General features: G+C 68.5%; 17 protein-coding genes. 10 read left to right on the forward strand and 7 right to left on the reverse strand.

From position 1 onward, the window contains the following. The 3 genes from hrpA to ALA01S_RS18730 all read left to right on the forward strand — a co-directional run. A partial coding sequence (gene hrpA / locus ALA01S_RS18720; protein ID WP_373863003.1) for an ATP-dependent RNA helicase HrpA occupies positions 1-3,910 on the forward strand: 3,910 nt, incomplete at its 5' end. 208 nt (positions 3,911-4,118) lie between these two features. After that, positions 4,119-4,967, forward strand: coding sequence for an archaetidylserine decarboxylase (gene asd / locus ALA01S_RS18725; protein WP_066339425.1), 849 nt, complete (start codon positions 4,119-4,121; stop codon positions 4,965-4,967). Positions 4,968-4,992: 25 nt separating this feature from the next. Further along, positions 4,993-6,450 carry a PAS domain-containing sensor histidine kinase gene (locus ALA01S_RS18730; RefSeq protein ID WP_066339426.1) on the forward strand — a complete coding sequence of 486 codons (1,458 nt, stop codon included), beginning with the start codon at positions 4,993-4,995 and terminating at the stop codon, positions 6,448-6,450. Positions 6,451-6,487: 37 nt separating this feature from the next. Here the strand turns inward: ALA01S_RS18730 and ALA01S_RS18735 are convergent, their stop codons facing one another. Continuing rightward, positions 6,488-6,856, reverse strand: coding sequence for a hypothetical protein (locus ALA01S_RS18735; protein ID WP_157119117.1), 369 nt, complete (start codon positions 6,854-6,856; stop codon positions 6,488-6,490). Between the two features lie 782 nt (positions 6,857-7,638). Between ALA01S_RS18735 and nirB the strand changes: the two genes are divergently transcribed. From nirB to ALA01S_RS18755, 4 genes are all read left to right on the forward strand, one after another. After that, complete coding sequence (nirB, locus tag ALA01S_RS18740; RefSeq protein ID WP_066339431.1) at positions 7,639-10,188, forward strand: nitrite reductase large subunit NirB; 2,550 nt, start codon at positions 7,639-7,641, stop codon at positions 10,186-10,188. A gap of 31 nt (positions 10,189-10,219) precedes the next feature. Further along, on the forward strand, positions 10,220-10,555 hold the full coding sequence (gene nirD, locus ALA01S_RS18745) for a nitrite reductase small subunit NirD (RefSeq protein ID WP_066339434.1): 336 nt from the start codon (positions 10,220-10,222) through the stop codon (positions 10,553-10,555). Positions 10,556-10,608: 53 nt separating this feature from the next. Further along, positions 10,609-11,421 carry a formate/nitrite transporter family protein gene (locus ALA01S_RS18750; RefSeq protein ID WP_066339436.1) on the forward strand — a complete coding sequence of 271 codons (813 nt, stop codon included), beginning with the start codon at positions 10,609-10,611 and terminating at the stop codon, positions 11,419-11,421. Positions 11,422-11,501: 80 nt separating this feature from the next. Further along, the gene (locus tag ALA01S_RS18755; protein ID WP_066339437.1) at positions 11,502-13,253 is read left to right on the forward strand and encodes a bifunctional protein-serine/threonine kinase/phosphatase; all 1,752 of its coding nucleotides are present in this window, start codon (positions 11,502-11,504) and stop codon (positions 13,251-13,253) included. On the opposite strand, the gene ALA01S_RS18760 is transcribed toward ALA01S_RS18755, so the two are convergent. The 3 genes from ALA01S_RS18760 to mfd form a co-directional block, all read right to left on the reverse strand. After that, the gene (locus tag ALA01S_RS18760) at positions 13,223-15,082 is read right to left on the reverse strand and encodes a sensor histidine kinase (RefSeq protein ID WP_066339439.1); all 1,860 of its coding nucleotides are present in this window, start codon (positions 15,080-15,082) and stop codon (positions 13,223-13,225) included. The two genes, ALA01S_RS18755 and ALA01S_RS18760, sit on opposite strands and share 31 nt — an antisense overlap. Positions 15,083-15,318: 236 nt before the next feature. After that, entirely contained in the window at positions 15,319-16,041 is a 723-nt protein-coding gene (gene serB / locus ALA01S_RS18765) for a phosphoserine phosphatase SerB (protein WP_066339442.1), read from the reverse strand. Positions 16,042-16,106: 65 nt separating this feature from the next. Continuing rightward, on the reverse strand, positions 16,107-19,553 hold the full coding sequence (gene mfd, locus ALA01S_RS18770; RefSeq protein WP_066339443.1) for a transcription-repair coupling factor: 3,447 nt from the start codon (positions 19,551-19,553) through the stop codon (positions 16,107-16,109). 68 nt (positions 19,554-19,621) lie between these two features. Here mfd and ispD point away from each other — a divergent pair, with 68 nt between their 5' ends. Continuing rightward, positions 19,622-20,371, forward strand: a complete 750-nt coding sequence (ispD, locus tag ALA01S_RS18775) for a 2-C-methyl-D-erythritol 4-phosphate cytidylyltransferase (protein WP_066339445.1) — start codon at positions 19,622-19,624, stop codon at positions 20,369-20,371. After that, the gene (gene ispF / locus ALA01S_RS18780; RefSeq protein ID WP_066339463.1) at positions 20,368-20,865 is read left to right on the forward strand and encodes a 2-C-methyl-D-erythritol 2,4-cyclodiphosphate synthase; all 498 of its coding nucleotides are present in this window, start codon (positions 20,368-20,370) and stop codon (positions 20,863-20,865) included. The genes ispD and ispF overlap by 4 nt, the downstream gene beginning before the upstream one ends. Positions 20,866-20,896: 31 nt before the next feature. On the opposite strand, the gene ALA01S_RS18785 is transcribed toward ispF, so the two are convergent. Continuing rightward, positions 20,897-22,204: a sensor histidine kinase family protein gene (locus ALA01S_RS18785; RefSeq protein ID WP_238455855.1), complete on the reverse strand. Its 1,308-nt coding sequence runs from the start codon at positions 22,202-22,204 to the stop codon at positions 20,897-20,899. Positions 22,205-22,343: 139 nt separating this feature from the next. Beyond that, complete coding sequence (ompR, locus tag ALA01S_RS18790; protein WP_028999127.1) at positions 22,344-23,078, reverse strand: osmolarity response regulator transcription factor OmpR; 735 nt, start codon at positions 23,076-23,078, stop codon at positions 22,344-22,346. Between the two features lie 175 nt (positions 23,079-23,253). On the opposite strand from ompR, the gene ALA01S_RS18795 reads away from it, so the two are divergent. Then, positions 23,254-23,955 (forward strand): SIMPL domain-containing protein, encoded by a 702-nt coding sequence (locus ALA01S_RS18795; RefSeq protein ID WP_066339464.1) that lies wholly within the window; start codon positions 23,254-23,256, stop codon positions 23,953-23,955. Between the two features lie 60 nt (positions 23,956-24,015). Here ALA01S_RS18795 and ALA01S_RS18800 read toward each other — a convergent pair whose 3' ends face one another. Next, positions 24,016-24,786, reverse strand: coding sequence for a 3-hydroxybutyrate dehydrogenase (locus tag ALA01S_RS18800; RefSeq protein WP_066339466.1), 771 nt, complete (start codon positions 24,784-24,786; stop codon positions 24,016-24,018). Between the last annotated feature and the right edge of the window lie 26 nt (positions 24,787-24,812).

The following is a 24,812-nucleotide window of genomic DNA, read 5'->3' on the forward strand; positions in this document are numbered from 1 at the left end:
GCCGCCGCGCGGGCCGCGCGAAGCCCGCCCGCCGCGCGAACCGCGTGAGCCCCGCGAGCCCCGGCCTGGCGCCGCGCCGCGCCCGGCCACGCCCATTCCGCCCATCACCTTCCCGGAGAGCCTGCCCGTCAGCGCCCGGCGCGACGAGATCGCGCGCGCGCTGCGCGAGCACCAGGTGATCATCGTCAGCGGCGAGACCGGCTCGGGCAAGACGACGCAATTGCCCAAGATCGCGCTGGCCCTGGGCCGCGGCCGCGGCAACGGCGGGCGCCTGATCGGCCACACCCAGCCGCGGCGCATCGCCGCCTCCAGCGTGGCCAAGCGCATCGCGCAGGAGCTGAACTCGCCGCTGGGCGACGTGGTGGGCTACAAGGTCCGCTTCCAGGACCGCCTGCAGCCCGGCGCGTCGGTGAAGCTGATGACCGACGGCATCCTGCTGGCCGAGACCCAGGGCGACCCCGAGCTGCGCGCCTACGACACCATCATCATCGACGAGGCCCACGAGCGCAGCCTCAACATCGACTTCCTGCTGGGCTACCTGCGCCAGCTCCTGCCGCGGCGGCCGGACCTCAAGATCATCGTCACCTCGGCCACGATCGACGCCGACCGCTTCGCCAAGCACTTCGAGTCCGCCAAGGGCCCGGCGCCGGTCATCCACGTCAGCGGCCGCCTCTACCCGGTGGAGCAGCGCTGGCGGCCCTTCGAGGACGGCAAGGAGTTCGACCTCAACGACGCCATCGTCGATGCCGTCGATGAGCTCTGGCGCCAGGGCCCGGGCGACGTGCTGGTCTTCCTGCCCGGCGAGCGCGAGATCCGCGAGGCCGCCGAGCAGCTGCGCGGCCACCACCCGCCCGGCGTGGAAATCCTGCCCCTGTTCGCCCGGCTGTCGCAGCAGGAGCAGGACCGCGTGTTCGAGACCGGCGCGCGCCCGCGCATCGTGCTGGCGACCAACGTCGCCGAGACCTCGCTCACCGTGCCCGGCATCCGCTACGTGGTGGACTCCGGCCTCGCCCGCGTCAAGCGCTACAGCTACCGCAACAAGGTCGAGCAACTGCAGATCGAGCCGGTGAGCCAGGCGGCGGCCAACCAGCGCGCCGGCCGCTGCGGCCGCGTCTCCAACGGCGTGTGCATCCGCCTGTACGACGAGACCGACTTCGCCGGCCGCACGCGCTTCACCGACCCGGAGATCCTGCGCTCGTCGCTGGCCGGCGTGATCCTGCGCATGAAGAGCCTGCACCTGGGCACGGTGGAAGACTTTCCCTTCCTGGAGCCGCCGCCCCGCAAGGCCATTGCCGACGGCTACGCGCTGCTGGCCGAGCTGGGCGCGGTGGACGACCTCAACGAGCTGACGCCCATCGGCCACGAGCTGTCCAAGCTGCCGCTGGACCCGCGCATCGGCCGCATGATCATCGAGGCCCGCCAGCGCCATGCGCTCACCGAAGTGCTGGTCATCGCCAGCGCCCTGAGCGTGCAGGACGTGCGCGACCGTCCCCTGGAGCAGCAGCAGGCCGCGGACCAAAGGCACAAGCCCTTCGACGACGAGAAGTCCGAGTTCAGCGGCTATTTGAAGCTGTGGAAATGGCTGGACACCTCCCGCGGCGGCGACGGCCAGGCCCACAAGCTCTCGGCGCGCAAGCACGAGGCGCTGCTGCGCGAGAACTTCATCAGCCCGCGCCGCGTGCGCGAGTGGCGCGACATCCACTCGCAGCTCCACACCGTGGTGGCCGAACATGGTTGGCGGCTCAACGACGCGCCGGCAACCTACGAGCAGGTGCACCTGTCCATGCTGGCGGGCCTGCTGGGCAACATCGGCTTGAAGAGCGACGAAGACGACTGGTACCTGGGTGCACGCGGCATCAAGTTCTGGCGCCATCCCGGCGCGCACCTCTCCAAGAAGCCCGGGCGCTGGATCGTCACCGCGGAGCTGGTGGAGACCACGCGGCTCTTCGGCCGCGGCATTGCCGCCATCGAGCCGCAGTGGCTGCCCGGCATTGCCGGCCACCTGATCAAGACGCAGTTGCTGGACCCGCACTGGGAGAAGAAGGCGGCCGAGGTGGTGGCGCTGGAGCGGGCCACGCTCTACGGCATCGTCATCTACAACAACCGCCGCGTGAACTACGCCAAGCTGGACCCGATGGGGGCGCGCGAGATCTTCATTCGCCAGGCCCTGGTGGCCGGCGAGTGGGACACCAAGCTCCCGTTCCTGGCCCACAACCAGAAGATGGTGCGCCAGGTGCAGGAGCTGGAGCACAAGTCGCGGCGCCAGGACGTGCTGGTGGACGACGAGCTGATCTTCGCCTACTACGACCGCCACATCCCCGCCGACGTGCACAGCGGCGCCAGCCTGGAGCGCTGGTTCCGCTATGCCGCCAAGGCCGATGCGCGGCTGCTGCAGCTCAGCAAGGAAGAGCTGATGCGCCACGAGGCCGCGGGCGTCACCAGCGAGGCCTTCCCCAAGACCATCCGCCTGGGCGGCATCGACTGCGCCGCGGCCTACCTGCACGAGCCCGGCGACCAGCGCGACGGCGTCACCGTCACCGTGCCCATTTACGCGCTCAACCAGGTGAGCGACGACCGCTGCGAATGGCTCGTGCCCGGCATGGTGGCGGCCAAGGTGCAGGCGCTGATGAAAAGCCTGCCTCAGCGTCCGCGTTCGCGGCTGGTGCCGCTGCCCGACACCGCGGCCGAGTTCGTGGAACTGGTGCCGTTCGGCGACGGCGGGCTGACTGATGCCGTCTTGAAATTCGTTCGCGAGCGCACCCAGTTGGCCGTGCAGCGCAACGACTTCAAGCTGGACATGCTCAGCCCGCACCTGTTCATGAACTTCAAGGTCGTGGACGAGCACGGGCGCCAGCTCGGCATGGGCCGCCACCTGCCCACGCTCAAGGCCGAGCTGGGCAGCCAGGCGCGCTCGGCCTTCCAGGCGCTGGCGGCGCTCAAGGTCAAGCAATCCGCCGCCGCGCCTGAAGCCGCACCGGCGCCCGCGCCGGGGAGTGGCGGCGGTGCGAAGGCCCAGCGCGTGCCGGCGCCCACGCCGGCGCCCGCCGCGCCGGTGGAGCCCGCGAAATACACCGCCTGGACCTTCGGCGAGCTGCCGGAGCTCATGGAGCTGCGCAAGGGCGCGCAGACGCTGGTGGGCTTCCCGGCGCTGATCGACAAGGGCACGCACGTCGAGATCGAGGTGTTCGACGAGCCGGAGGTGGCCGCCGCGAAGCACCGCGCCGGTCTGCGCCGCCTCATCGCGCTGCAGATCCGCGAGCCGCTGAAATACCTGGAGAAGAACATCCCCGACCTGCAGAAGATGGCCGTGGCCTACATGCCGCTGGGCACGCAGGAGGAGTTGCGGGCGCAAATCATCGACGTGGCGCTGGACCGCGCCTTCCTGGGCGAGCCGCTGCCCACCGACGAGCTCGCCTTCAAGGCGCGCATCGAGGAGGGCCGCAGCCGCTTGAACCTCATCGCGCAGGAGGTGGCGCGCCAGGCCGGCCTGGTGCTGGCCGAGTACGCCGCGGCGGCGCGCAAGCTCAAGGACACGCGCAACCTGCCCAAGGAGGCGGTGGACGACATCCAGGCCCAGCTTCAGCGGCTGGTGGACAAGCGCTTCATCGCCCGCACGCCCTGGGCCGCGCTGCAGCACCTGCCGCGCTACTTGAAAGCCGTGGTGATGCGGCTGGACAAGTGGCGTGCGGACCCCGCGCGCGACGCGCAGCGCCTGGCCGAGCTGCGCCCGCTGGAGCAGCGCTACCTGCGCCGCGTCGCGGAGCTCAAGGGCCAGCACGACGCGCGGCTGGACGAATACCGCTGGCTGCTGGAGGAGCTGCGCGTGAGCTTCTTCGCCCAGGAGCTGCGCACGCCGCAGCCGGTGAGCGTCAAGCGGCTGGACAAGGCCTGGGCGCAGATGTCGAGCTGAGCAGGGAGGGCGGCAGGCCTGCTCCTTGCCGCGCCGCCCCGAAACAGCCTGACACCGCTGCGCCTCCCCCTATAACCCTTAAAGCCTTAGGGTGCGCGCCTGCGGCACCGGCCGCGTCCAACCTCCGCATCCCGGCGACAGCCGGCACGCGGAAACCCCTCGCTACACTTTCAGGTTTGCCCGCTTCAGCCGCTACCGGAACACCGCCTTGATAGACCGCCTCACCGTCCTTGCCCAATACCTGTTGCCCAAGCGGGCGCTGACCGAGTTTGCCGGCAAGGTCGCCTCATGGCAGGGCGGGGCAACGACCACGCGCATCATCCGCTGGTTCGTCAAGCGCTACGCGGTGAACATGAGCGAGGCGCTCAACCCTGACGTCACCAGCTACGCCAGCTTCAACGAGTTTTTTACTCGCCCCCTGAAGCCCGGCGCGCGGCCCCTGGCGGTGGCCGACCTCATCTGCCCCGTGGACGGCGCGGTGAGCCAGTTCGGCGACGTCAACGCCGGGCGCATCTTCCAGGCCAAGGGCCACGACTACACGGCCACCACGCTGGTGGGCGGCGACGCCGCGCTGGCCGCCACCTTCAACGGCGGCAGCTTCGCCACGCTCTACCTCAGCCCGCGCGACTACCACCGCGTGCACATGCCCTGCGACGGGCGGCTGCTGCGCATGATCCACGTGCCCGGCGAGCTGTTCTCGGTGAACCCCGTCACCGCCCGCAACGTGCCCGGCCTCTTCGCCCGCAACGAGCGCGTGGTGTGCGTGTTCGAAGGCGCGCACGGCCCCTGGGTGCTGGTGCTGGTGGGCGCCACCATCGTGGGCAGCATGGCCACCGTGTGGCACGGGATGGTCAACCCTCCGCGCCCGGCCGGCGTGCGCGAGTGGACTTACACCGACGGCCCGCCTATAGAGCTCAAGCAGGGGGACGAAATGGGCCGCTTCCTGCTCGGCTCCACGGTGGTGATGCTCTTCCCGCAGCGCGGGCTGAAGTGGAACCCGGCCTGGGAGCCGCTGCGCCTGATCAAGCTCGGCGAGCCCATGGCCGTGCGGAGCTGATCCGCAGCACGTCAGGAGCGCCGCCGTGGATGACGCCCTCTGGTGGCCCGCGCCGCATCCTGCCCTGGGCGTGTGGCGTGACGCCGGCGGGGCGCTGCGCTGGCGCTGCAACCCGGCCGCCCAACATTGGGCCCGCCGCCTGGGTGTGGGCGAGGACCTCTGGCCGCGTTGGGCGCAGGCCTGCGCCGAGGCGGCGCCACCGCTTGCACCACCGTCTGCGCCGGCGTCCTCCTTGCCCGCCGCTCAGGGTGATGCCGGCGAAGCCGCCGCCCCTCTGCTGCGCCTGCCCGGTGCGCCGGCCGTGGACGCCACGCTGTGCCCGCAGGGCGAAGGCGTGCTGGCCTGGCTGGTGGCGGAGTCCGAGGCGCACAGCCGCCACGAGCTGGAGCGGCTGGCGCTAGCCGTGCAGGCCGCGGGGCTGGGCGTGTGGGAGTCCGACCTGGACGGCCGCACCCTCTACTGGAACGAGGCCATGTACCGCCTGCGCGGGCTGGACCCCGGCGATCCGCGCCCCGTGTGGCAGCTCTCGCGCCTGACCAACCACCCCGACGACCAGCGCGTGCTCAGCGAGCTGCCGCGCCGCCACGTCGAGGCCGGCGAGCCCTACGCCATGGACCTGCGCGTGCGCTGGCCGGACGGCAGCGAGCACTGGCTGGCGACGCGGGGGCGGGCCCTGTCCGGCGGCCCGGGCCAGCCCGTGCGCATGGTGGGCGTCAACGGCGACATCACCGACCGCATGCGTGCCCAAGCCGCCGAGCTGGAGCGCGAGCGCGCCGAGCAGGCCAGCCGCGCCAAGAGCGCGCTGCTGGCGCGCGTGAGCCACGAGCTGCGCACCCCGCTGAACGCCGTGCTGGGCTTTGCGCAGTTGCTGCAGTTGCGCGCCGGCCAGGTGCCGGGCCCGCAGCAGGCCGAGTGGGCGCGCCACATCGCCGAGGCCGGCCAGCACCTGCTGCTGCTCATAGACGACCTGCTGGAGCTGGCCGGCGCCGGCGAGCGCGGCCAGGCCGCGCCGCAGGCCCGCCCCGTGGCGCTGGCGCCGCTGGTGGAGGAGGCCCTGCACTGGAGCGCGGCCCAAGCCCGCCAGGCCGGCGTGCACGTGCTGCCGCCGCAGCAGCCCGTGGAGGGCAGCGTGTTGGGCGACGCGCGCCGCGTGCGCCAAGTGCTTCTGAACCTGCTGTCCAACGCCATCAAGTACAACCGCGCCGGCGGCGAGGTGCGCTTGAGCAGCTGCGGCCCGGACGACGGCGCGCTGCGCGGCCTGTGCGTGGCCGACACCGGTCCCGGCCTGGCGCCGGAGCAAATGCAGCAGTTGGGCGAGCCCTTCAACCGCTTGGGCGCCGAGCAGCGCGGCATTCCCGGCACCGGCATAGGCCTGGCCATCAGCCGTGAGCTGCTGCAGCGCATGGGCGGGCGGCTGGAGGTGCAAAGCACGGTCGGCCAGGGCAGCCGCTTCACCATGTGGCTGCCCGCGGCGCAGCCCTGAGCCCTGGAGAGCGCGGCTGGCGCGCCTGCCGCTGCGGTCAGCCGAAAGTGGAAGTGGCGCCGTTGCGCCGCGCAGTGCGGGCGCTGCTGCCGTGGCCGGCGCCGCGGTGGGAGGCCTTTTTCATCAGCTGGCGCACCGCGCGCACCGCCAGCACCAGGCCCATGAGCACCTCGGCGCAAATGGTGGCGTTGGCCCCCAGCGTGTGCTCGCTCCAGAAGCCCTGGGCGTAATGGCTCAGGCTGGTCAGGCCCAGCAGGCCGTACAGCGCCAGGCACAGCGTGGCGAGCACGCCCAGGTCCAATATGGCCAGCACCGCCGCCACCAGCGCCACGGCGTTCACGGCCAGCCAAGCCAGGTACATCGCCTCCTTGGTCGCGTCTTCCGGTGTGCCCGGATAAAACACCATGTATTCGGCGTTGTGGACCAAATGGATAAAGCCGGCCGCGCCATAAATCAGCGCCAAACCCCAAACACGTTTGGGCAGGTGCAGGCTTCTGGTCAAAAAGGGGCGGGATCTGCGTGTCATGAAAGTAAATCGCGTCCGTGCCCAACCCGCTTAGCAAAGGTCAAGCTTTCGAAGGTTTCCACATCATGCACCACCGCGTGATGACGGAATTCACGAAACCCACTGTCCATCCCGGCGCGCTGTCCGCTCGGTCATTTCCGCGCGGCGATTTCCGCGGCCATCAACAAACTCCAGCTCCCTGAAGAACCCAAAAAAGGCGCCGGCACTGGGCAGGCGGGCGGGCCGCCGCGCCCCGTCCCTGCGCATGCACGGGCGCAGTGCCGGGGCGGTGTGCATGCGTCGCCTTGGTGCGCCGTATCCGGCCTTGGTGCACACAAACCGGGGATTCACCGGTGGACGGCCGGCGAATCTTGCTGGCACAGGGCTTGCGAAGAGTTGAGCACTCTCAATGCAATGCCCCGGGGTGCGGCGCGAAAAGCGTTCAACACCCCCAGGCCACAACGACGTGGGCCTGCCTGAGTCACCGCAGACGCCAGGCATTGCAACGCTCCCCACCCACTCTTCATCCGTGAAAGCCGGCAAAGCCCGGTTGAGCCGCCGCATGGGCGCAACGGATTGAGGCGGTCCGGGGGCGATACCCGAATTCCTGTTTGACCCCATTCCGGACGCCGGCGCAGCCCAGGGCTTGCCGGCGCACTCGAAACCCCCGCATGGAGAAGCCCATGAAAATCCTCGTTATCGGCCACGGCATGGTGGGACAGAAGTTCCTGGAAAGCCTGTACGACGCCGGCATTCACCACGCCGAAGTCACCGTGTTGAGCGAGGAATCGCGCCCGGCCTACGACCGGGTGCACCTCTCCGAGTATTTTGCCGGCAAGTCGGCCGACGATTTGTCGCTGGTGCCTGCAGGTTTCTTCGAGCGCGACAACCTGCTGCTGAAACTCAATGCGCGCGCCACCATCATCGATCTGGAAAACAAGTGGGTCACCGCCTCCACGGGCGAAACGCTGACCTACGACAAACTGGTGATCGCCACCGGCTCTTACCCCTTCGTCCCGCCCATTCCCGGCAAGGACCGCACCGACTGCTTCGTTTATCGCACGATAGAAGATTTGGAAGGGATGGCCGAATGCGGCCGCCGCTCGCAAAGCGGTGTGGTGGTGGGCGGCGGTTTGCTGGGCCTGGAATGCGCCAAGGCGCTGCGCGACATGAAATTGCAGACCCATGTCGTGGAATTTGCGCCGCGTCTGATGGCGGTGCAAATGGACGAGGGCGGCGGCCGCATGCTGCGCACCAAGATTGAAGAATTGGGCGTGGGCGTGCACTTGCAGAAGAACACGGTGGAAATCGTCACCGGCGAAACCGCGCGCCACCGCATGGTATTTGCCGACGGTACGCATCTGGAAACCGACATGATCGTGTTTTCCGCCGGCATCCGCCCCCGCGACGACCTGGCCCGCCAGTGCGGTTTGAAAGTCGGCCCGCGCGGCGGCATCGTGATCGACAACCAGTGCCGCACCAGCCACCCGGACGTGTTTGCCATCGGCGAATGCGCATCCTGGAACGGCCAGCTTTTCGGCTTGGTGGCGCCGGGTTACGACATGGCCCGCGTGGTGGCCAAAACCCTGGCCAAACAGGCGGCGGATTTCAACGGTGCCGACCTCAGCACCAAGCTGAAACTCATGGGCGTGGACGTGGCCAGCATTGGCGACGCCATGGGCAATACCCCGCGAAGCCGCTCCTACCAATTCGTGGACGAGCGCAAGAAGGTCTACAAGAAACTCGTGGTCTCCGAGGACGGCAAGCAATTGCTGGGCGCCGTGCTGGTGGGGGATGCCAGCGAATATGGCAGCCTGCTGCAGCTGATGCTCAACCGCATCGACTTGCCGGAGTCTCCTGAATTCCTGATATTGCCGCAGTCGGACGGGCAGAGTAAGCCGGGCCTGGGCGCCGATGCCCTGCCGGACACCGCGCAAATCTGCTCCTGCAACAGCGTCACCAAGGCGCAGTTGTGCCAGGCCGTGGCCGGTGGCGTGAATACGATCGGCGAACTGAAGGCCTGCACCAAGGCCGGCATGACCTGCGGCGGCTGCGTGCCGCTGGTGACCCAGGTGATGAAGGCCGAGATGAAGAAACTCGGCGTCGCGGTCAACAACCACCTGTGCGAGCATTTTTCCTACTCGCGCCAGGAACTGTTCCACCTCGTCAAGGTCGGCAAGATCAAATCCTTCGATGAATTGCTGTCCAAGCACGGCCAGGGGCTGGGCTGCGACATTTGCAAGCCCACGGCGGCCAATATCCTGGCCTCGGTGTGGAACGATTTCGTGCTCAAGAAGGAGCATGCCAGCCTGCAGGATTCCAATGACTATTTTCTGGGCAACATTCAAAAGGATGGCACCTATTCCGTCGTGCCGCGCATGGCCGGTGGCGAGGTCACGCCGGACGGACTGATTGCCGTGGGCCAGGTCGCCAAGAAATACGGCCTCTACACCAAGATCACCGGCGGCCAGCGCGTGGACATGTTTGGTGCCCGCGTCGAGCAATTGCCGCTGATCTGGGAAGAGCTGATTGCCGCAGGTTTCGAATCCGGCCACGCCTATGGCAAATCGCTGCGCACGGTGAAATCCTGCGTGGGCTCCACCTGGTGCCGTTATGGCGTGGACGACAGCGTCGGCCTGGCCGTGGAGCTGGAAAATCGCTACAAGGGCCTGCGCGCGCCGCACAAAATCAAGTTTGGGGTTTCCGGCTGCACGCGGGAATGCGCCGAAGCCCAGGGCAAGGACGTGGGCGTGATTGCCACGGACAAGGGCTGGAATTTGTACGTCTGCGGCAACGGCGGCATGAAGCCCCGCCACGCGGAATTGCTGGCCTCAGATTTGTCCAAGGCCGATCTGCTCCGCTTCATCGACCGTTTCCTCATGTTCTACGTGCGCACCGCCGACCGGCTGCAGCGCACCAGCGTGTGGCGCGACAACCTGGAAGGCGGGCTGGACTATCTCAAGCAGGTCGTGGTCAACGACAAGCTGGGGATTGCCGCCGAATTGGAAGCCGACATGCAGCACGTGGTGAACACCTACCAGTGCGAATGGAAGAGCGCCGTCACCACGCCGGAAACCCGCAAGCGCTTCCGCCAATTCGTCAACAGCGAGCAGGGCGACCGCAACGTGATTTTCATCCAGGAGCGCGGGCAAATCCGGCCGGCCACCGTGGAGGAGAAAAGGGCGCAATTGGAAGGTGCTTCCGAAACCGCGGTTGAAAACGAGACGGCCTGAAACCAGGACATTGAGGACAAGGATTCAAACCATGGACAACACCACCTGGACCCCCGTGTGTGCCGTCGAGGACATCGTGCCCAATACCGGCGTTTGCGCCCTGGTGCAGGAAAGGCATGTGGCGGTATTTCGCGTCGAGGACGACGTGCAGCGCCTGTATGCCATAGACAATTTCGACCCCAATGCCCAGGCCAGCGTGTTGTCGCGCGGCCTGGTGGGTAACCTGGGTGCGCGCATCGTCGTGGCCTCGCCCATCTACAAGCACCATTTCGATTTGAGCAATGGCGAATGTCTGGAGGTGCCGGGAAACTCCGTCAAGGCTTATGCCGTGCGCGTGCAGGACGGCCTGGTGAGCGTCGCCGTCTGAGCCCAAGATAAAACACTGCAGGCAAAAACCAATATCCAGCCAAAGGAATTGTCGTGGCTTATCTCGTCCCTTCTGAATTCGTGACCAAAATGGTCGATGCCGGTGAATCCAAGATTCACATGGCCACGCGCGACGCGCTGATTCGCGCTTACATGGCCGGTGCCATCCTGGCCCTGGCTGCCGTGTTCGCGGTGACGGTATCGGTGCAGACCGGCATGCCCATCGTCGGCGCCATTTTGTTCCCCGTGGGTTTTTGCATGCTCTACCTGCTGGGTTTTGACCTGCTCACCGGGGTGTTCGTGCTCACGCCGCTGGCACTGATTGACAAGCGCCCGGGCGTCACCGTCCAGGCCGTGTTGAAAAACTGGGGAATTGTCTTTCTCGGCAATTTCCTGGGCGCGCTGACCGTGGCCGTGCTCATGGCCATCGTCTTCACCAACGGTTTCCAGACCGAGCCCAGCAAGGTGGGCCATGCCATTGGCGTGATTGGTGAAAGCCGTACCCTGGGTTATGCGCAATATGGTTTCTACGGCATGCTGACCCTTTTCGTGCGCGGCATGCTGTGCAATTGGATGGTGTCCACCGGCGTGGTCGGTGCCATGATTTCCACCACCGTGGGTGGCAAGGTGATTGCCATGTGGATGCCCATCATGCTGTTTTTCGGCATGGCTTTTGAACATTCCGTGGTGAACATGTTCCTGTTTCCCTCCGGCCTGCTCATGGGCGGCAATTTCTCGCTGCTGGATTATCTGATCTGGAACGAGATTCCCACCGTGCTGGGCAACCTGGTCGGCGGCCTGGCCTTCACCGGCCTGACCCTGTACGCCACCCATATCAAGACCGCTCCCAAGCGCAAGCTGGCCTGATGTTCACACATTAAAATAAAGAGAAACACGCACCCCCATGTTGCCAGCCCCAGCCCTTCCAGGGTCGGGGCTGTTTTTTTATGCCCAAACAAAAACAGCTCCAGGTCAGCACAGGCCAGTATTCGGACAAGGGCCGCAAGGACGGCAACCAGGATTTCCACGGCATTTGCCTGCCGCGCGAGCCGCAATTGAGCAGCAAGGGCATCGCGGTGGCGATTGCCGACGGCATCAGCAGCAGCGAATTCGGCTTGGTGGCCAGCCAGTCGGCGGTGCGCAGCTTGCTGGAGGACTATTACTGCACCTCGGACGCCTGGAGCGTGAAAACCTCGGTGGAGCGGGTTTTGACAGCCACCAATTCCTGGCTGTATTCGCAAACCCAGCAGGGGCAAGGCCGTTATGACAAGGACCGCGGCCATGTCTGCACCTTGAGCGCGCTGGTGCTCAAGTCCACCACCGCCCACATTTTCCACGTGGGCGATTGCCGCATTTACCAGGTGCAGGGCCAGGCGCTGGAGCAGCTGACGCAGGACCACCGCGTCCGCATGTCCTCGGCCGAGAGTTATCTGGGCCGTGCCCTGGGTATCAGCGGCCGGCTGGAAATCGACTACCGCACTTTCAGCATCGCCCCTGGCGATACTTTTATTCTGGCCACCGATGGGGTGTACGAGCATGTCTCGCCGGAATTCATGCTGGGTGCGATGGCCAGGCACCAGGATGATCTGGACACGGCGTCCAAACTCATTGCGGCCGAAGCCTTCAGGGCCGGCAGCGCCGACAACCTGACCGTGCAGATCGTGCGCGTCGATCAATTGCCGGCGGCGCAAGCGGGTGATATCCAGCAGCAGGCCGCGGAATTGTCAGCGCCGCCGCTTTTGGAGCCGCGCATGGTGCTGGACGGTTACCGCATCGTCCGCGAAATCCACGCCAGCAACCGCAGCCATGTCTACCTGGCCGTGGACGAGGCGTCCGGCCAGTCCGTGGCGCTGAAAACGCCGTCCATAGACCTGCAATCCGACCCGGCCTACCGCGAACGTTTTCTCATGGAGGAGTGGATTGCCCGCCGCATCCACAGCGCGCACGTCTTGAAACCCTGTCCGGCCACCCGGCCACGGCAATACCTGGCCGTGGCCATGGAATATGTGGAAGGGCAAACGCTGGCGCAGTGGATGCGCGACCACCCCCATCCCGGCCTGGACGCGGTGCGCGGCCTGGTGTCGCAAATCGCCAAGGGTTTAAGGGCCTTTCACCGGCTGGAAATGCTGCACCAGGATTTAAGGCCGGAAAACATACTCATCGATGCGACGGGCACGGCCAAGATCATCGATTTCGGCGCCGTGCGCGTGGCCGGCTTGATGGACGGGGCACCGGGGCAGGGCCACGAAATCTTGGGCACGGCGCAGTACGCGGCGCCGGAGTATTTCGTGGGCGAGGAGGGGACGGCGCAGTCGGACTTGTTTTCGCTGGCGGTGCTGGCTTATCAAATGCTCACCGGCCAGCTGCCTTATGGGCTGGAAGTCGCCAAGACGCGCACGCGGGCGGCGCAGCGGAAACTGAGTTATGCGCCGCTGTCCGAAACCCGGCGCGATGTGCCGGGCTGGGTGGACGAGGCCTTGTGCAAGGCTTTGCAGGCGCAACCGCAGGAGCGGCAGGCGGACGTGGCGGAATTCGTGCACGAGTTGCACCACCCCAGTCCGGACTATTTGAAGCGCCGCCGGCCGCCCTTGATCGAGCGGCATCCGGTGGTGTTTTGGAAAGGGGTATCGCTGGTGCTCTTTGTGCTGCTGATAGGGGGGCTGACCGCTTACTGCACCACTTTCATCTCATCCCGCTGATCCAATAACTCCTCAATATCCTTTTTCATGAATATTCCGGTGTGGGGATCCAGGCTTTCCAGCGGCAATTCGCACCAGAACTCCGAGCCCTGGCCCGGCGTGCTGCGGGCGTGGACGGTGCCGCCCAACAGCAGCACCAGGCTCTGCACCGTGGACAGGCCCAAGGTGCTGCGCGGCTCGCCCAGGGCCGCGTCGGACCGGGGCGCGGCGCCGTCCGGCGCGTTGGGCTCGAACAGGGTCTCGTGCTGCCGCCGCGTCAGGCCGGTGCCGGTGTCATGCACGCTCAGCCGCCACAGGCCCGCGCCGGTGTGGGCGATGCGCAGCGTCACGCCGCCCGCGGACGTGAACTTCACGGCGTTGGACAGCAGCAGGTTCACCACCTGGCTCAGCCGCAACGGATCGGCGCTGACCAGGCTGCCGCGGCCGCCATCGTCCATGTCCAGGTGCAGCACCACGCCCTTGAGGCGGGCCTGCGGCTCGAACAGGGCGATGCAGTCGCGCCCAAGCCGCGCCAGGTCCACGGGCACGGGCTCCAGCGCGGGCTGGCCGGCGGCGGCGTGGGAGAAGTCCAGCACCTCGTCGATGGAGCCCAAAACCAGCCGCCCGGTGCGCTCGATGATCTGCGCCTGCTGGCGTTGCGCCGGCTGCAGCGGCGACTGCAGCATGCGCTGCGCCATGCCCAGCAGCCCGTGCAGCGGCGTGCGTACCTCGTGGCTGAGGTTGGCCAGGAAGCGCGACTTCTCGGCCGCTGCGGCCTCGGCGGCGGCGCGCGCGGCGTCGAGTTGCCGCAGCGCGGCGTGGCGCCGGCGCAGCAGCAGGTACAGCTTGATCGTCATGCCGGCAATGGCGGCGTCCAGCAGCAGCACGCCCAGCGCGCATAGCCAGGCCGTGCGCCGCCACGGGGCGAGCATCAGTTGCTCGCGCGTGGTGATGCTGACGGCCAGCGGGAAGCCCTCCACCCCATGCGCCGTGACCATGCGGGGCAGGGTGTCGCTGGGGTCTATGGTGCGCGGCGCCGAGGTTTGGACGGTGGCGGCACTGCGGCCCTCGGCGCGCGCCTGCGTGAGCGCGCGCATGGAGGGCGCCTCGCGGTAGGACTGGCCCAGCGCCTGCGGGCGCGGCGGGTGGCGCGCCAGCAGCGTGCCGTCGCTGCGCAGCAGCAGGATGGCGGTGTCGTCCTCGCTGAGGTTGATGGAGCGGTAAAAGCGCTCGAAGTAGCTGGACTGGATGCCCGCCAGCGCCAGCCCAATGGTCTGCCCCGCGGGCGTGCGTATCTTGCGGGCCAGGTAGAAAGTCCAGCGCCCGGTGCCGCGGTTCTTCACCGGCGAGGAGACGAAGAGGGTGAGCGCGGGGTCGGACAGATGGGCCTGGAGGTAGTCGCGGTCGGCCAGGTTGATGGCCGGCGCCGGGAAGGTGCGGCTGAAATTGAGCACCTCGCCGTCCAGGGCCACGATGGCGGCCACGTCCAGCAGCGGCAGCTCGGCGGCGCGCTCGCGTATGAACTCGAACACGGGCCGGGTGCGCGCCACCTCGCGCAGCCGCTCGGGGCTGTCCACGCCCAGGGACTGCACGTGGTCCACGACGCTGCCCAGCGCGTAGTCGGCGCTGCGCAGGGTCTGCGAGGCGTGCTCGGCGGCGGTGGCGGAGAAGTTCTCCATGTACAGCCGCCAGGTGTCCAGGCTGTCCTCGCGGGCGCGCCACAGCACGAGCGCCGCCGCCACGGTGAGCGCCACGATGAGCAGCGCGCCAAAGGCCAGCACCATCGGCTCGCGCCGGGACCCGTGCAGGGGCGTGTCGTGCTCGGTGGCCGGGGAAACGGCGGTGGACATGGGGGTACGGCAGGGATGTCCGCCACGGTGGCCGGCGGGAAGGCGGGCCATCGTAACGAGGCGTGCCTCCCCGCCCCCGGAAAAAGTGGCGCCGCGGCCGGCGTTGCAAACGCCTGCGTGCCGGCACCGTGAACAAGGTCACGGTGCCGCGGATGCAAGCGGCTCAAGAAGTCCGCTGGCCTGCCGAACGACCGCCCGCACCGTGCACGCCGCGCACGCCACGGGCGCCGGGGTGTTCAGGCGTGCAGCACTTCCAGCAGCCGGTCCAGGCCGCCTTGCTCGATGGAGACCATGGCCTGCTCGCGCACCTTGGGCTTGGCGTGGTAGGCCACCGAGAGGCCCGCGGCGCCCATCATGGGCAGGTCGTTGGCGCCGTCGCCCATGGCGATGGCCTGCTCGGGGCGCAGGCCGAGCCGCTCGCAGGTGGCCAGCAGCATGCGGCGCTTCTCGGCGCCGTCGCAGATGTCGCCCCAGTCCTGGTCCACCAGGCGGCCGGTGAGGTGGCCGTCCACGATCTCCAGCACGTTGGAGCGGGCGTAGTCGATGCCCAGGACCTGGCAGACGCGCTCGGCGAAGAAGGTGAAGCCGCCGGAGACCAGCAGCGTCTTGAGGCCGGCGGCGCGGCAGGCGTCTATCAGCGCCTTGGCGCCGGGGTTGGGTTTCAGGCGCTGCTCGAACACCTCGTGCAGGAACTGCTCCGGCACGCCCTGGAGCATGGCGACGCGCCGGCGCAGGCTTTCCTTGAAGTCGGTGATCTCGCCGCGCATGGACGCTTCGGTGATGGCCGCCACCTCGGCCTTGCGCCCGGCGGCGTCGGCGACTTCGTCGATGCACTCGATGTTGATGAGGGTCGAGTCCATGTCGAAGGCGATGAGGCCGAAGTCCCCCAGGCGCAGCGGCGGCGTGAAGCCGCGAAGGGTCAGGCCGGGGGCAAAGGCGATGGCGGGGGCGGTGGACATGGGCGGGACGGTTCAGCGGCAAAACCCGTGATTATCCGGGGCGGCTCGGCCCCCGGTTTCTGGCCTCACGCCTCCTCCTTCACCGGCGTCCCCAGCGACCTCAGCACGTCGCGTATGAACTGCGCGCGGTCGCGCGGCTCCGGCGTGCTGCGCTCTATGCGCAGCTTGTCGTTGCCCGCCAGCTTGATGTGCCGGTTCTTCTGCACCAGCTCGATGATGCGCATCGGGTCCACCGGCGCGTTGGGCCGGAACGTGATCACCATGGCCGCCGGCGCCGCATCGATCTTGAGCACCCCATAGGGCTTGGCCAGCACGCGCAGCCGGTGCGTGTCGAACAGGGTCTGGCCTTGCGCGGGCAGCTTGCCGAAGCGGTCCGTCACCTCCTCCAGCAGCTTGTCGATCTCGTCGCCGCGCTCGGCGCAGGCCAGCCGCTTGTACAGGTTCAGGCGCACGTGCACGTCGCCGCAGTAGCTGTCGGGCAGCAGCGCCGGGGCGTGCAAGTTGATCTCGGTGGTGGCGCCGAAGGGGCTGAGCAGATCCGGCTCGCGCCCGGCCTTGAGCGCCTTCACGGCCTCGGAGAGCATGTCGTTGTAGAGCTGGAAGCCCACCTCCTGCATGTTCCCGCTCTGGTTCTCGCCCAGCACCTCGCCCGCGCCGCGAATCTCCAGGTCGTGCATGGCGAGGTAGAAGCCGCTGCCCAGTTCCTCCATGGCCTGGATGGCCTCCAGCCGCTGGCCGGCCTGTTTGGTGAGCCCTTCCACGTCCGGCACCAGCAGGTAGGCGTAGGCCTGGTGGTGGCTGCGGCCCACGCGGCCGCGCAACTGGTGCAACTGCGCCAGGCCGAACTTGTCGGCGCGGCTGATGACGATGGTGTTGGCGCTGGGCACGTCGATGCCGGTCTCGATGATGGTCGAGCACAGCAGCAGGTTGTGGCGCTGGGCCACGAAGTCGCGCATCACGCGCTCCAGCTCGCGCTCCGGCATCTGGCCGTGTGCCACGGCAATGCGCGCCTCCGGCAGCAGCTCGGCCAGCTTGGCCCGGCGCGCCTCGATGGTCTCGACCTCGTTGTGCAGGAAGTACACCTGCCCGCCGCGCTTCAATTCGCGCAGCACCGCCTCGCGGATCACGCCCTGGTTCTCGCTCCTCACGAAGGTCTTGATGGCCAGCCGCCGCTGCGGCGCGGTGGCGATCACCGAGAGGTCGCGCAGGCCTTCGAGCGCCATGCCCAGCGTGCGCGGGATGGGCGTGGCGGTGAGGGTGAGCACGTCCACCTCGGCGCGCATGGCCTTCATCGCCTCCTTGTGGCGCACGCCGAAGCGGTGCTCCTCATCGATGATCAGCAGGCCCAGGCGCTTGAACTTGACGTCCGAGCTCAGCAGCTTGTGGGTGCCGATGACGATGTCTATCGTGCCGTCGGCCAGCCCGGCCATGGCGGCCTTGATCTCCTTGGCCGAGCGGAAGCGGCTCATCTCCGCCACGCGCACCGGCCACTTGCCGAAGCGGTCGCTGATGTTCTGGTAGTGCTGCTCGGCCAGCAGCGTGGTGGGCGCCAGCAGGGCCACCTGCTTGCCGCCGGTGACGGCGACGAACGCGGCGCGCAGCGCCACCTCCGTCTTGCCGAAGCCCACGTCGCCGCACACCAGCCGGTCCATGGGCTTTGGCGAAATCAGGTCCTGGATGACGGCATGGATGGCGGCGCGCTGGTCCGGCGTTTCCTCGAAGCCGAAGCTGGCGGCAAACGCCTCGTAGTCGTGCGGCGAGAAGCGGAAGGCGTGGCCCTCGCGCGCGGCGCGGTGGGCGTAGAGGTTGAGCAGCTCGGCCGCGGTGTCGCGCACCTGCTCGGCGGCCTTGCGCCTGGCCTTGTCCCACTGGTTGGAGCCCAGCTTGTGCAGCGGCGCCTCGTCGGGGCTCACGCCGGTGTAGCGGCTGATGAGCTGCAACTGCGACACGGGCACGTACAGCGTGGCCTTGTCGGCGTACTCCAGGTGCAGGAACTCCGAGGGGCCGTCGCCCAGGTCGATGTTCAAGAGGCCCTGGTAGCGGCCGATGCCGTGATTGGCATGCACCACGGGGTCGCCGACCTTCAGCTCGGACAAATCCTTGATCAGCGCATCGACGTTGCTGACCTGCTCCTGCTTGCGCCGCCGCCGCGCGCCGCCGCCCGCGGCGGCGAACAGCTCGGTTTCGGTCAGGAACTCCAGCAGGCGCTGGTCGGCCGGCTCGCTCCAGGTGAAACCGGCGGCCAGCGGCGCGGCGGTGATGGCGACCTTCTCGTCGCTGGCGAGGAATTCGGCCAGCGTGGCGACGCTGGGCACGTCGATGCGGTGGTCGCGCAGCAGGTCCAGCAGGCTTTCGCGGCGGCCTTCGCTCTCCGCCACCAGCAGCACGCGCGCGGCGGTGTCGCGCAGGTGGGCTTCCAGCCGGGCCAGGGGTTCCGTGGCGCCGCGGTCCACGCTCACGTCCGGCGCCGGCCGCGCCCACTCCAGCTCGCCCGCGCCGCGCAGCGACAGCGTGGCGTGGGTGTTGGCGCGGGCATAGAAATCGTCGACGCGCAGGAAGAGGGCTTCCGGCGGCAGCAGCGGGCGTTCGGCGTCGTGCTGCAGGAAGCGGTGGCGCTCGCGCGTGTCGGTCCAGAAGCGCTGCAGCGCCTCGTCCACCTCGCCGTGCAGCACCACGGCAGCGGCGTCGCCCAGGTATTCGAAGATGTCGGCGACCTCGTCGAAGAAGAGGGGCAGCCAGTACTCGATGCCCGCGCTGGCCACGCCCGCGGCCATGTCCTTGTAGATGCGCGAGCGGGTCGGGTCGCCTTCCATGCGCTCGCGCCAGCGGGCGCGGAAGGCCGTGCGCGAGGCCTCGTCCATGGGGAACTCGCGCCCGGGCAGCAGCCGCACTTCCGGCACGGGGTAGAGGCTGCGCTGGCTGTCGGGGTCGAAGGTGCGGATGGAGTCCACCTCGTCGCCGAACAGGTCCACGCGGTAGGGCACGGCCGAGCCCATGGGGTAGAGGTCTATCAATCCGCCGCGCACGGCGTACTCGCCGGGCGAGACGACCTGGCTCACGTGCGTGTAGCCGGCCAGCGTCAGTTGCGCCTTGAGCGAGGCCTCGTCGAGCTGTTGCTTTTGCTGGAAGTGGAAGGTGTAGGCGGCCAGGAAGCTCGGCGGCGCCAGGCGCGCCAGCGCCGTGGTGGCGGGCAGCAGGACGACGTCCACGTCTTTCTGCAGCACGCGCCACAGCGTGGCCAGGCGCTCGGAGATCAGGTCCTGGTGCGGGCTGAAGCTGTCGTAGGGCAGCGTTTCCCAGTCGGGGAAGACGGCCACGCGAAGGTCGGGCTCGAAGAAGGCGAGCTCGTCGGCCAGGCGCGGGGCGTCGGCGGGGTCGGCGGTCACGATGGCCGTGAGGCGCTTGGCGTCGGCGTGGCGGCGGGCGTCGCGGGCCAGCAGCAGCGCGTCGGCCGAGCCCGGCGGGCGCGGCAAGGTGAATCGTTTGCCGGGGGCGATGGCGGGCAGTTGCATCGTGAGGAGGCTTGCAGCAGGAGGCACGCCCAGGGAGGGCGGAGGCCAAATTCTAGAATCCGGCTCCGATGACCACCCTCGTTCATGGGCCTGTGCCACGCTGCTACGCGCTGGTCCCTTGCGCCGGAACCGGCAGCCGTGCCGGGGCCGACCGCCCAAAGCAGTACGTTCCACTGGCGGGCCGTCCGCTGGTGGCCCACACCCTGGCCGCCCTTGGGCGCGTGCCGCGGCTGCAGGCCACGCTGGTCGTCCTGTCGCCGGACGACACGCTGTTCGACGCCGCCCTGCCCAACGCCGCCGCCGACTCCCGGCTGTGGACGGCCCGCAGCGGCGGCGCCACGCGTGCCGCCACCGTCACGGCGGGTTTGGAGGAGTTGCTCTCGCGCGGCGCTGCCGAGGACGACTGGGTGCTGGTACACGACGCGGCGCGCTGCCTGGTCCGCCCCGAGTGGGTGACGCAGCTGATTGAAACCTGCGAGCACGACGCCGTGGGCGGGCTGCTGGCGCTGCCGGTGGCCGACACGCTCAAGCAGGCCGAGGGCGGCTGCGTGGCGGCCACGGTGGACCGCAATGGCAAATGGGCGGCGCAGACGCCGCAGATGTTCCGCATCGGATTGCTGCGGCGCGCGCTGCGCGAGGCGGGCGACGCCGTCACCGACGAGTCCAGCGCGGTCGAAGCCCTGGGCCTGCGCCCGCGGCTGGTGCCCGGCTCCCTGGAAAATTTCAAACTGACCTGGCCCGGCGATTTCAGCCTGGCGGAAAGGCTGCTCATGGTTCCCGTGTCCAACCCGTCTTCGTCCCAAGGGAGCGCGACGTGATCCCGGCGCTGCGCATCGGCGAGGGCTGGGACGTGCATCAGCTCGTGGAAGGGCGGCCGCTGGTGCTGGGCGGGGTGGCCATCCCGCACACCCACGGGCTGCTGGGCCATTCGGACGCGGATGTACTGCTGCATGCGCTCACCGACGCGCTCCTGGGCGCGGCGGGCTTGGGCGACATCGGCCGCCACTTCCCGGACACGGACGCGGCCTTCAAGGGCGCCGACTCCGCCGTGCTGCTGGCCGAGGCCATGCGCCGCGTGCGCGCGGCGGGTTGGGAGGTGGTGAACGTGGACTCCACCATCGTGGCGCAGGCGCCCAAGCTCGCGCCGCACATCCCGGCCATGCGCGAGCGCATCGCGCAGGTGCTGGGCGTGGCGCCGGAGCAGGTGAACGTGAAGGCCAAGACGGCCGAGAAGCTGGGGCCCGTGGGCGAGAAGCGGGCAATGGAGGCGCGGGCGGTGTGCCTGCTGTACAGGGGCACGGCCGCCGGCTGAGCGGACGCGGGCTACGGGCGCCCGCGTCCTCTCACGGGGCCCGCTTGAGCCTCACGTGCGCGACCAGCCCGCCGTCCGGCGCGTTGGCCAGCTCCAGCCGGCCGCCCATGCGCTGCAGCGACTTGTCGACGATGGCCAGGCCCAGCCCCGCGCCCGTGGCCGCGGTGCGGGCGGTGTCGCCGCGGTAGAAGGGCGTGGTCAGTTGCGCCAGGCGTGCCGGGGGCACGCCGGGGCCGTGGTCGCGCACGCTCACCACCACCCAGGGGCCGCTGCGCGTGTAGCTCACCAGCACCAGCGCGGGGCCGCTGCTCTCGGTGCGGCCGTAGCGGCGGGCGTTCTCGAACAGGTTGGCGAAGACGCGGCCCAGCTCCGTGTCGTCGGCCAGCACCATCAGGTCTATGGCGATGCGGGCACTGATGCGGATCTGCGTCGGGTCGCGGAAGGCCGAGGCCTCGCGTTCGATCAGCGCCGACAGGTTCACGGGCACCAGCGGCGCGTCGCCCGGGCGGGCGTAGTCCATGAACTTGTCGATGATGGCGTCGAGCTGGTCGATGTCCATGGCCATGTTGCGGCGGGCTTCCTCGTCCTGCACGCTCATCTCGGCCTCCAGCCGCAGCCGTGCCAGCGGCGTGCGCAGGTCGTGCGAGATGCCGGCCAGCATCACGGCGCGGTCCTCCTCCACCTTGGCCAGCTCGCGCGCCATGCGGTTGAACCCCATGTTCACCTCGCGGATCTCGCTGGTGAGGGTGTTCTCGTCGAGCTGCGATTCGTACTCGCCCTCGCGGATGCGGCTGGCGGCAAACGAGAGGTCGCGCAGCGGCTGGTTGATCAGCCGGGCGATCGCCGCGGAGCCCAGCAGCGTGGCGATGAGCGCGATGCCCACCCAGACGAACCAGGTGCCGCTGGTGAGCGGGTACACGCGCGTGGCCTCGGCCTGCAGCCAGTAGGCGTCGCGCTCGATGGTGAAGCCCACCCACAGGCCGTCCACGCCGTTGACGCTGCGGGCGAGGATGGTGTCCTCGTCCAGCCGCGCGCGTAGCTCGCGGCCTATGCGGCGCGTGAAGCGGTCGGTCTCGAAGGGCTCCCAGCGGTGGCCGGGCTCGCGCGGCAGCACCTTGACGGCTTCCTCCTCGCTCATCGTCTTGACGACGGAGACGCGGTGGATGCTGTCCGAGAAGCGCAGCGCCGCGCGCGAGAGGTTGACCAGGCTGGCGATCTGCTGCGCGGACTGCACCGCGCGCGGTTCCAGCTCCAGCGCGCGCAGCGTCTGCACCCACGCGAAGATGCCACCGCCCAGGAGCAGGGCGAGCAGGAAGAAGGTGCGCCAGAACAGGCTCAGCGCCAGCGACTGCCGCGGCCGGCTGTTGGCCTTGCGCGGCAGCAGCCGGCGCAGCCGTCGGCGCAGGCCGCGCAGCTTGCCGGGTGCGGGAGACTGCCGCGTGGCGTCGTCCTCGCCCGTGGGCGTAGGCACGCCGATCTCAGCTTGCGCCATCGGGTACGAACACGTAGCCCACGCCCCACACCGTCTGGATGTAGCGCGGCTGCGCGGGGTCGGGCTCGATCATCTTGCGCAGGCGCGAGATCTGCACGTCCAGGCTGCGGTCGAAGGGCTCGAACTCGCGGCCGCGCGCCAGTTGCGCGAGCTTGTCGCGCGACAGCGGCTGGCGCGGGTGGCGCACCAGGGCCTTGAGCATGGAGAACTCGCCCGTGGTCAGCGCCATCTGCTCGCCGTCCTTGGTCAGGCGGCGCAGCGACAGGTCGAACTCGAAGGGGCCGAAGTTCACGACCTGCGGCTCCTTGGACGGCGCGCCCGGCGCCTCCAGCGCGGGGCGGCGGCGCAGCACGGCGTGGATGCGCGCCAGCAGCTCGCGCGGGTTGAAGGGCTTGGGCAGGTAGTCGTCGGCGCCGACTTCCAGGCCCACGATGCGGTCCACGTCCTCCACCTTGGCGGTGAGCATGATGATGGGCGTGGAGTCGTTGGCCGCGCGCAGGCGGCGGCAGATCGACAGGCCGTCCTCGCCCGGGAGCATCAGGTCCAGGACGATCAGGTCAATGGTTTCCCGCGTGAGCACGCGGTTGAGCGCCTTGGCGTCTTCGGCCAAGAGCACTTCGAAGCCCTCCTGCGTCAGGTAGCGGCGCAGCAGGTCGCGGATGCGGGCGTCGTCGTCAACGACGACAACGCGGTCGGGGCGGGGATTTGCAGGGGTGTTCATAGCGAGCTCCCTATTTGTAACGGCGGCATTGTGAACATGTTGGCAAGATGGTTCTGGCGCGATCGGCACCTCTGTTACATCTCTTTCGGCATCCGGACTGGCGCTTAAAGCGTTACAGAGTGTCTCTCGGTGACCCGTGTTCGCGGCCCGCACCCCCCCTTTTTGGAGTGTTCCCATGAGAGCTTTCACCTTCGTGCCCTGTTTGACGCTGGCCGCGTGGCTGGGCGCCGTACAGGCGCAAACCCTGCCGGCGCCGCCACAGCGCGTGGTTCAGCTGAGCGCCAGCGCCAGCATGGACGTACCCAATGACTGGCTGACGCTGGCCTTCAGCACCACGCGCGAAGGCGCGGACGCCGGCGCGGTGCAGTCGGCACTGCGCCAGGCGCTGGATGCGGCGCTGGTGGAAGCTCGCAAGGTGGCCAAGCCGGGGCAGGTGGAAGTGCGGGCAGGCAACCTGTCGGTGTACCCGCGCTACACCGCCAAGGGCGCCATAGGCGGTTGGCAGGGCAGCACGGAGTTGCTGGTCGAGGGCCGAGACATGGGGGCGATTTCGCAGCTCGTCCCTCGCATCAACAGCATGAGTATCGCCCGGGTGGCTTATTCCTTGTCTCGGGAGGCCCGGGAGCAGGTCGAATCCGAGGTCGGCGCGCGCGCCATCGAGCGCTACAAGGGCCGCGCCGGCGAGATCACGCGGCAGTTCGGCTTCAGCCGCTGGAGCCTGCGCGAGGTGCAGGTGCAGACCGATACGCCGCCCGTGGGCATGCCGGTGCTCATGCGGGCCAAGGCGATGGCAGCACCGGCCGACGAGTCGCTGCCCGTGGAGCCCGGCCGTGGGCAGGTGACGGCCACGATCAGCGGCTCCGTCCAGATGGAATGAGCCGCGCGGCCCTCTAATTAATAAATAGAGGGCCCGCGCCGCAGCGGCCTTTCTCTTTTTTTATTGGGCGACCCAGCCGCCGTCCACGTTGAAGGCCGCGCCGCGGATGTTGTCGGCCGCGCCGGAGCACAGGAACACCGCCAGCTCGCCCAACTGCTCGGCCGTGGTGAACTGCATGGAAGGCTGCTTGTCGCCGAGCAGCCGGCGCTTGGCTTCTTCGAGCTCGATGCCGTCGGCCTGTGCGCGGGCCTGCACCTGTTTTTCCACCAGCGGCGTGAGCACCCAGCCCGGGCAGATGGCGTTGACGGTCACGGGCGTGGTGGCCGTCTCCAGCGCCACGCTCTTGGTGAAGCCCACCAGGCCGTGCTTGGCCGCGACGTAGGCCGACTTCTGCGCCGAGGCCACCAGGCCGTGCACGGAGGCGAGGTTGATGATGCGGCCCCAGCCGCGCTGCTTCATGCCCGGCAGCGCCAGCCGCGTGGTGTGGAAAGCCGAGCTGAGGTTGATGGCGATGATGGCGTCCCACTTCTCGGCCGGGAAATCCTCCACCGCCGCCACGTGCTGGATGCCGGCGTTGTTGACCAGGATGTCCACCGCGCCGAACTCGGCTTCGGCGGCTTGCATCATCTGTTCGATCTCCGCGGGCTTGCTCATGTCGGCGCCGTGGTAGGCCACGCGCACGCCCAGTTCACGCACCTCGGCCAGTGCCGCTTCGCTGTCGCCGAAGCCGTTGAGCATGATGTTGGCGCCCTGGCGCGCGAGGCATTTGGCGATGCCCAGCCCGATGCCGCTGGTGGATCCGGTGACGAGCGCAGTCTTTGCCTTGAGCATGAATGGCCTCCTTAGGTTGATACGAT

Origin of the sequence: Azohydromonas lata NBRC 102462, from assembly GCF_001571085.1 — a bacterium.
GTDB classification, from domain to species: domain Bacteria; phylum Pseudomonadota; class Gammaproteobacteria; order Burkholderiales; family Burkholderiaceae_C; genus Azohydromonas; species Azohydromonas lata.

Excerpts from the sequence above, each read along its gene's own strand:
- ALA01S_RS18755 (WP_066339437.1), top strand. The coding sequence starts at position 11,502 with ATGCCCAAACAAAAACAGCTCCAGGTCAGCACAGGCCAGTATTCGGAC.
- ispD (WP_066339445.1), top strand. The coding sequence starts at position 19,622 with ATGACCACCCTCGTTCATGGGCCTGTGCCACGCTGCTACGCGCTGGTC.
- mfd (WP_066339443.1), bottom strand. The coding sequence starts at position 19,553 with ATGCAACTGCCCGCCATCGCCCCCGGCAAACGATTCACCTTGCCGCGC.
- ompR (WP_028999127.1), bottom strand. The coding sequence starts at position 23,078 with ATGAACACCCCTGCAAATCCCCGCCCCGACCGCGTTGTCGTCGTTGAC.
- ALA01S_RS18760 (WP_066339439.1), bottom strand. The coding sequence starts at position 15,082 with ATGTCCACCGCCGTTTCCCCGGCCACCGAGCACGACACGCCCCTGCAC.
- ALA01S_RS18795 (WP_066339464.1), top strand. The coding sequence starts at position 23,254 with ATGAGAGCTTTCACCTTCGTGCCCTGTTTGACGCTGGCCGCGTGGCTG.
- ALA01S_RS18800 (WP_066339466.1), bottom strand. The coding sequence starts at position 24,786 with ATGCTCAAGGCAAAGACTGCGCTCGTCACCGGATCCACCAGCGGCATC.
- nirB (WP_066339431.1), top strand. The coding sequence starts at position 7,639 with ATGAAAATCCTCGTTATCGGCCACGGCATGGTGGGACAGAAGTTCCTG.
- ALA01S_RS18735 (WP_157119117.1), bottom strand. The coding sequence starts at position 6,856 with ATGGTGTTTTATCCGGGCACACCGGAAGACGCGACCAAGGAGGCGATG.
- serB (WP_066339442.1), bottom strand. The coding sequence starts at position 16,041 with ATGTCCACCGCCCCCGCCATCGCCTTTGCCCCCGGCCTGACCCTTCGC.
- nirD (WP_066339434.1), top strand. The coding sequence starts at position 10,220 with ATGGACAACACCACCTGGACCCCCGTGTGTGCCGTCGAGGACATCGTG.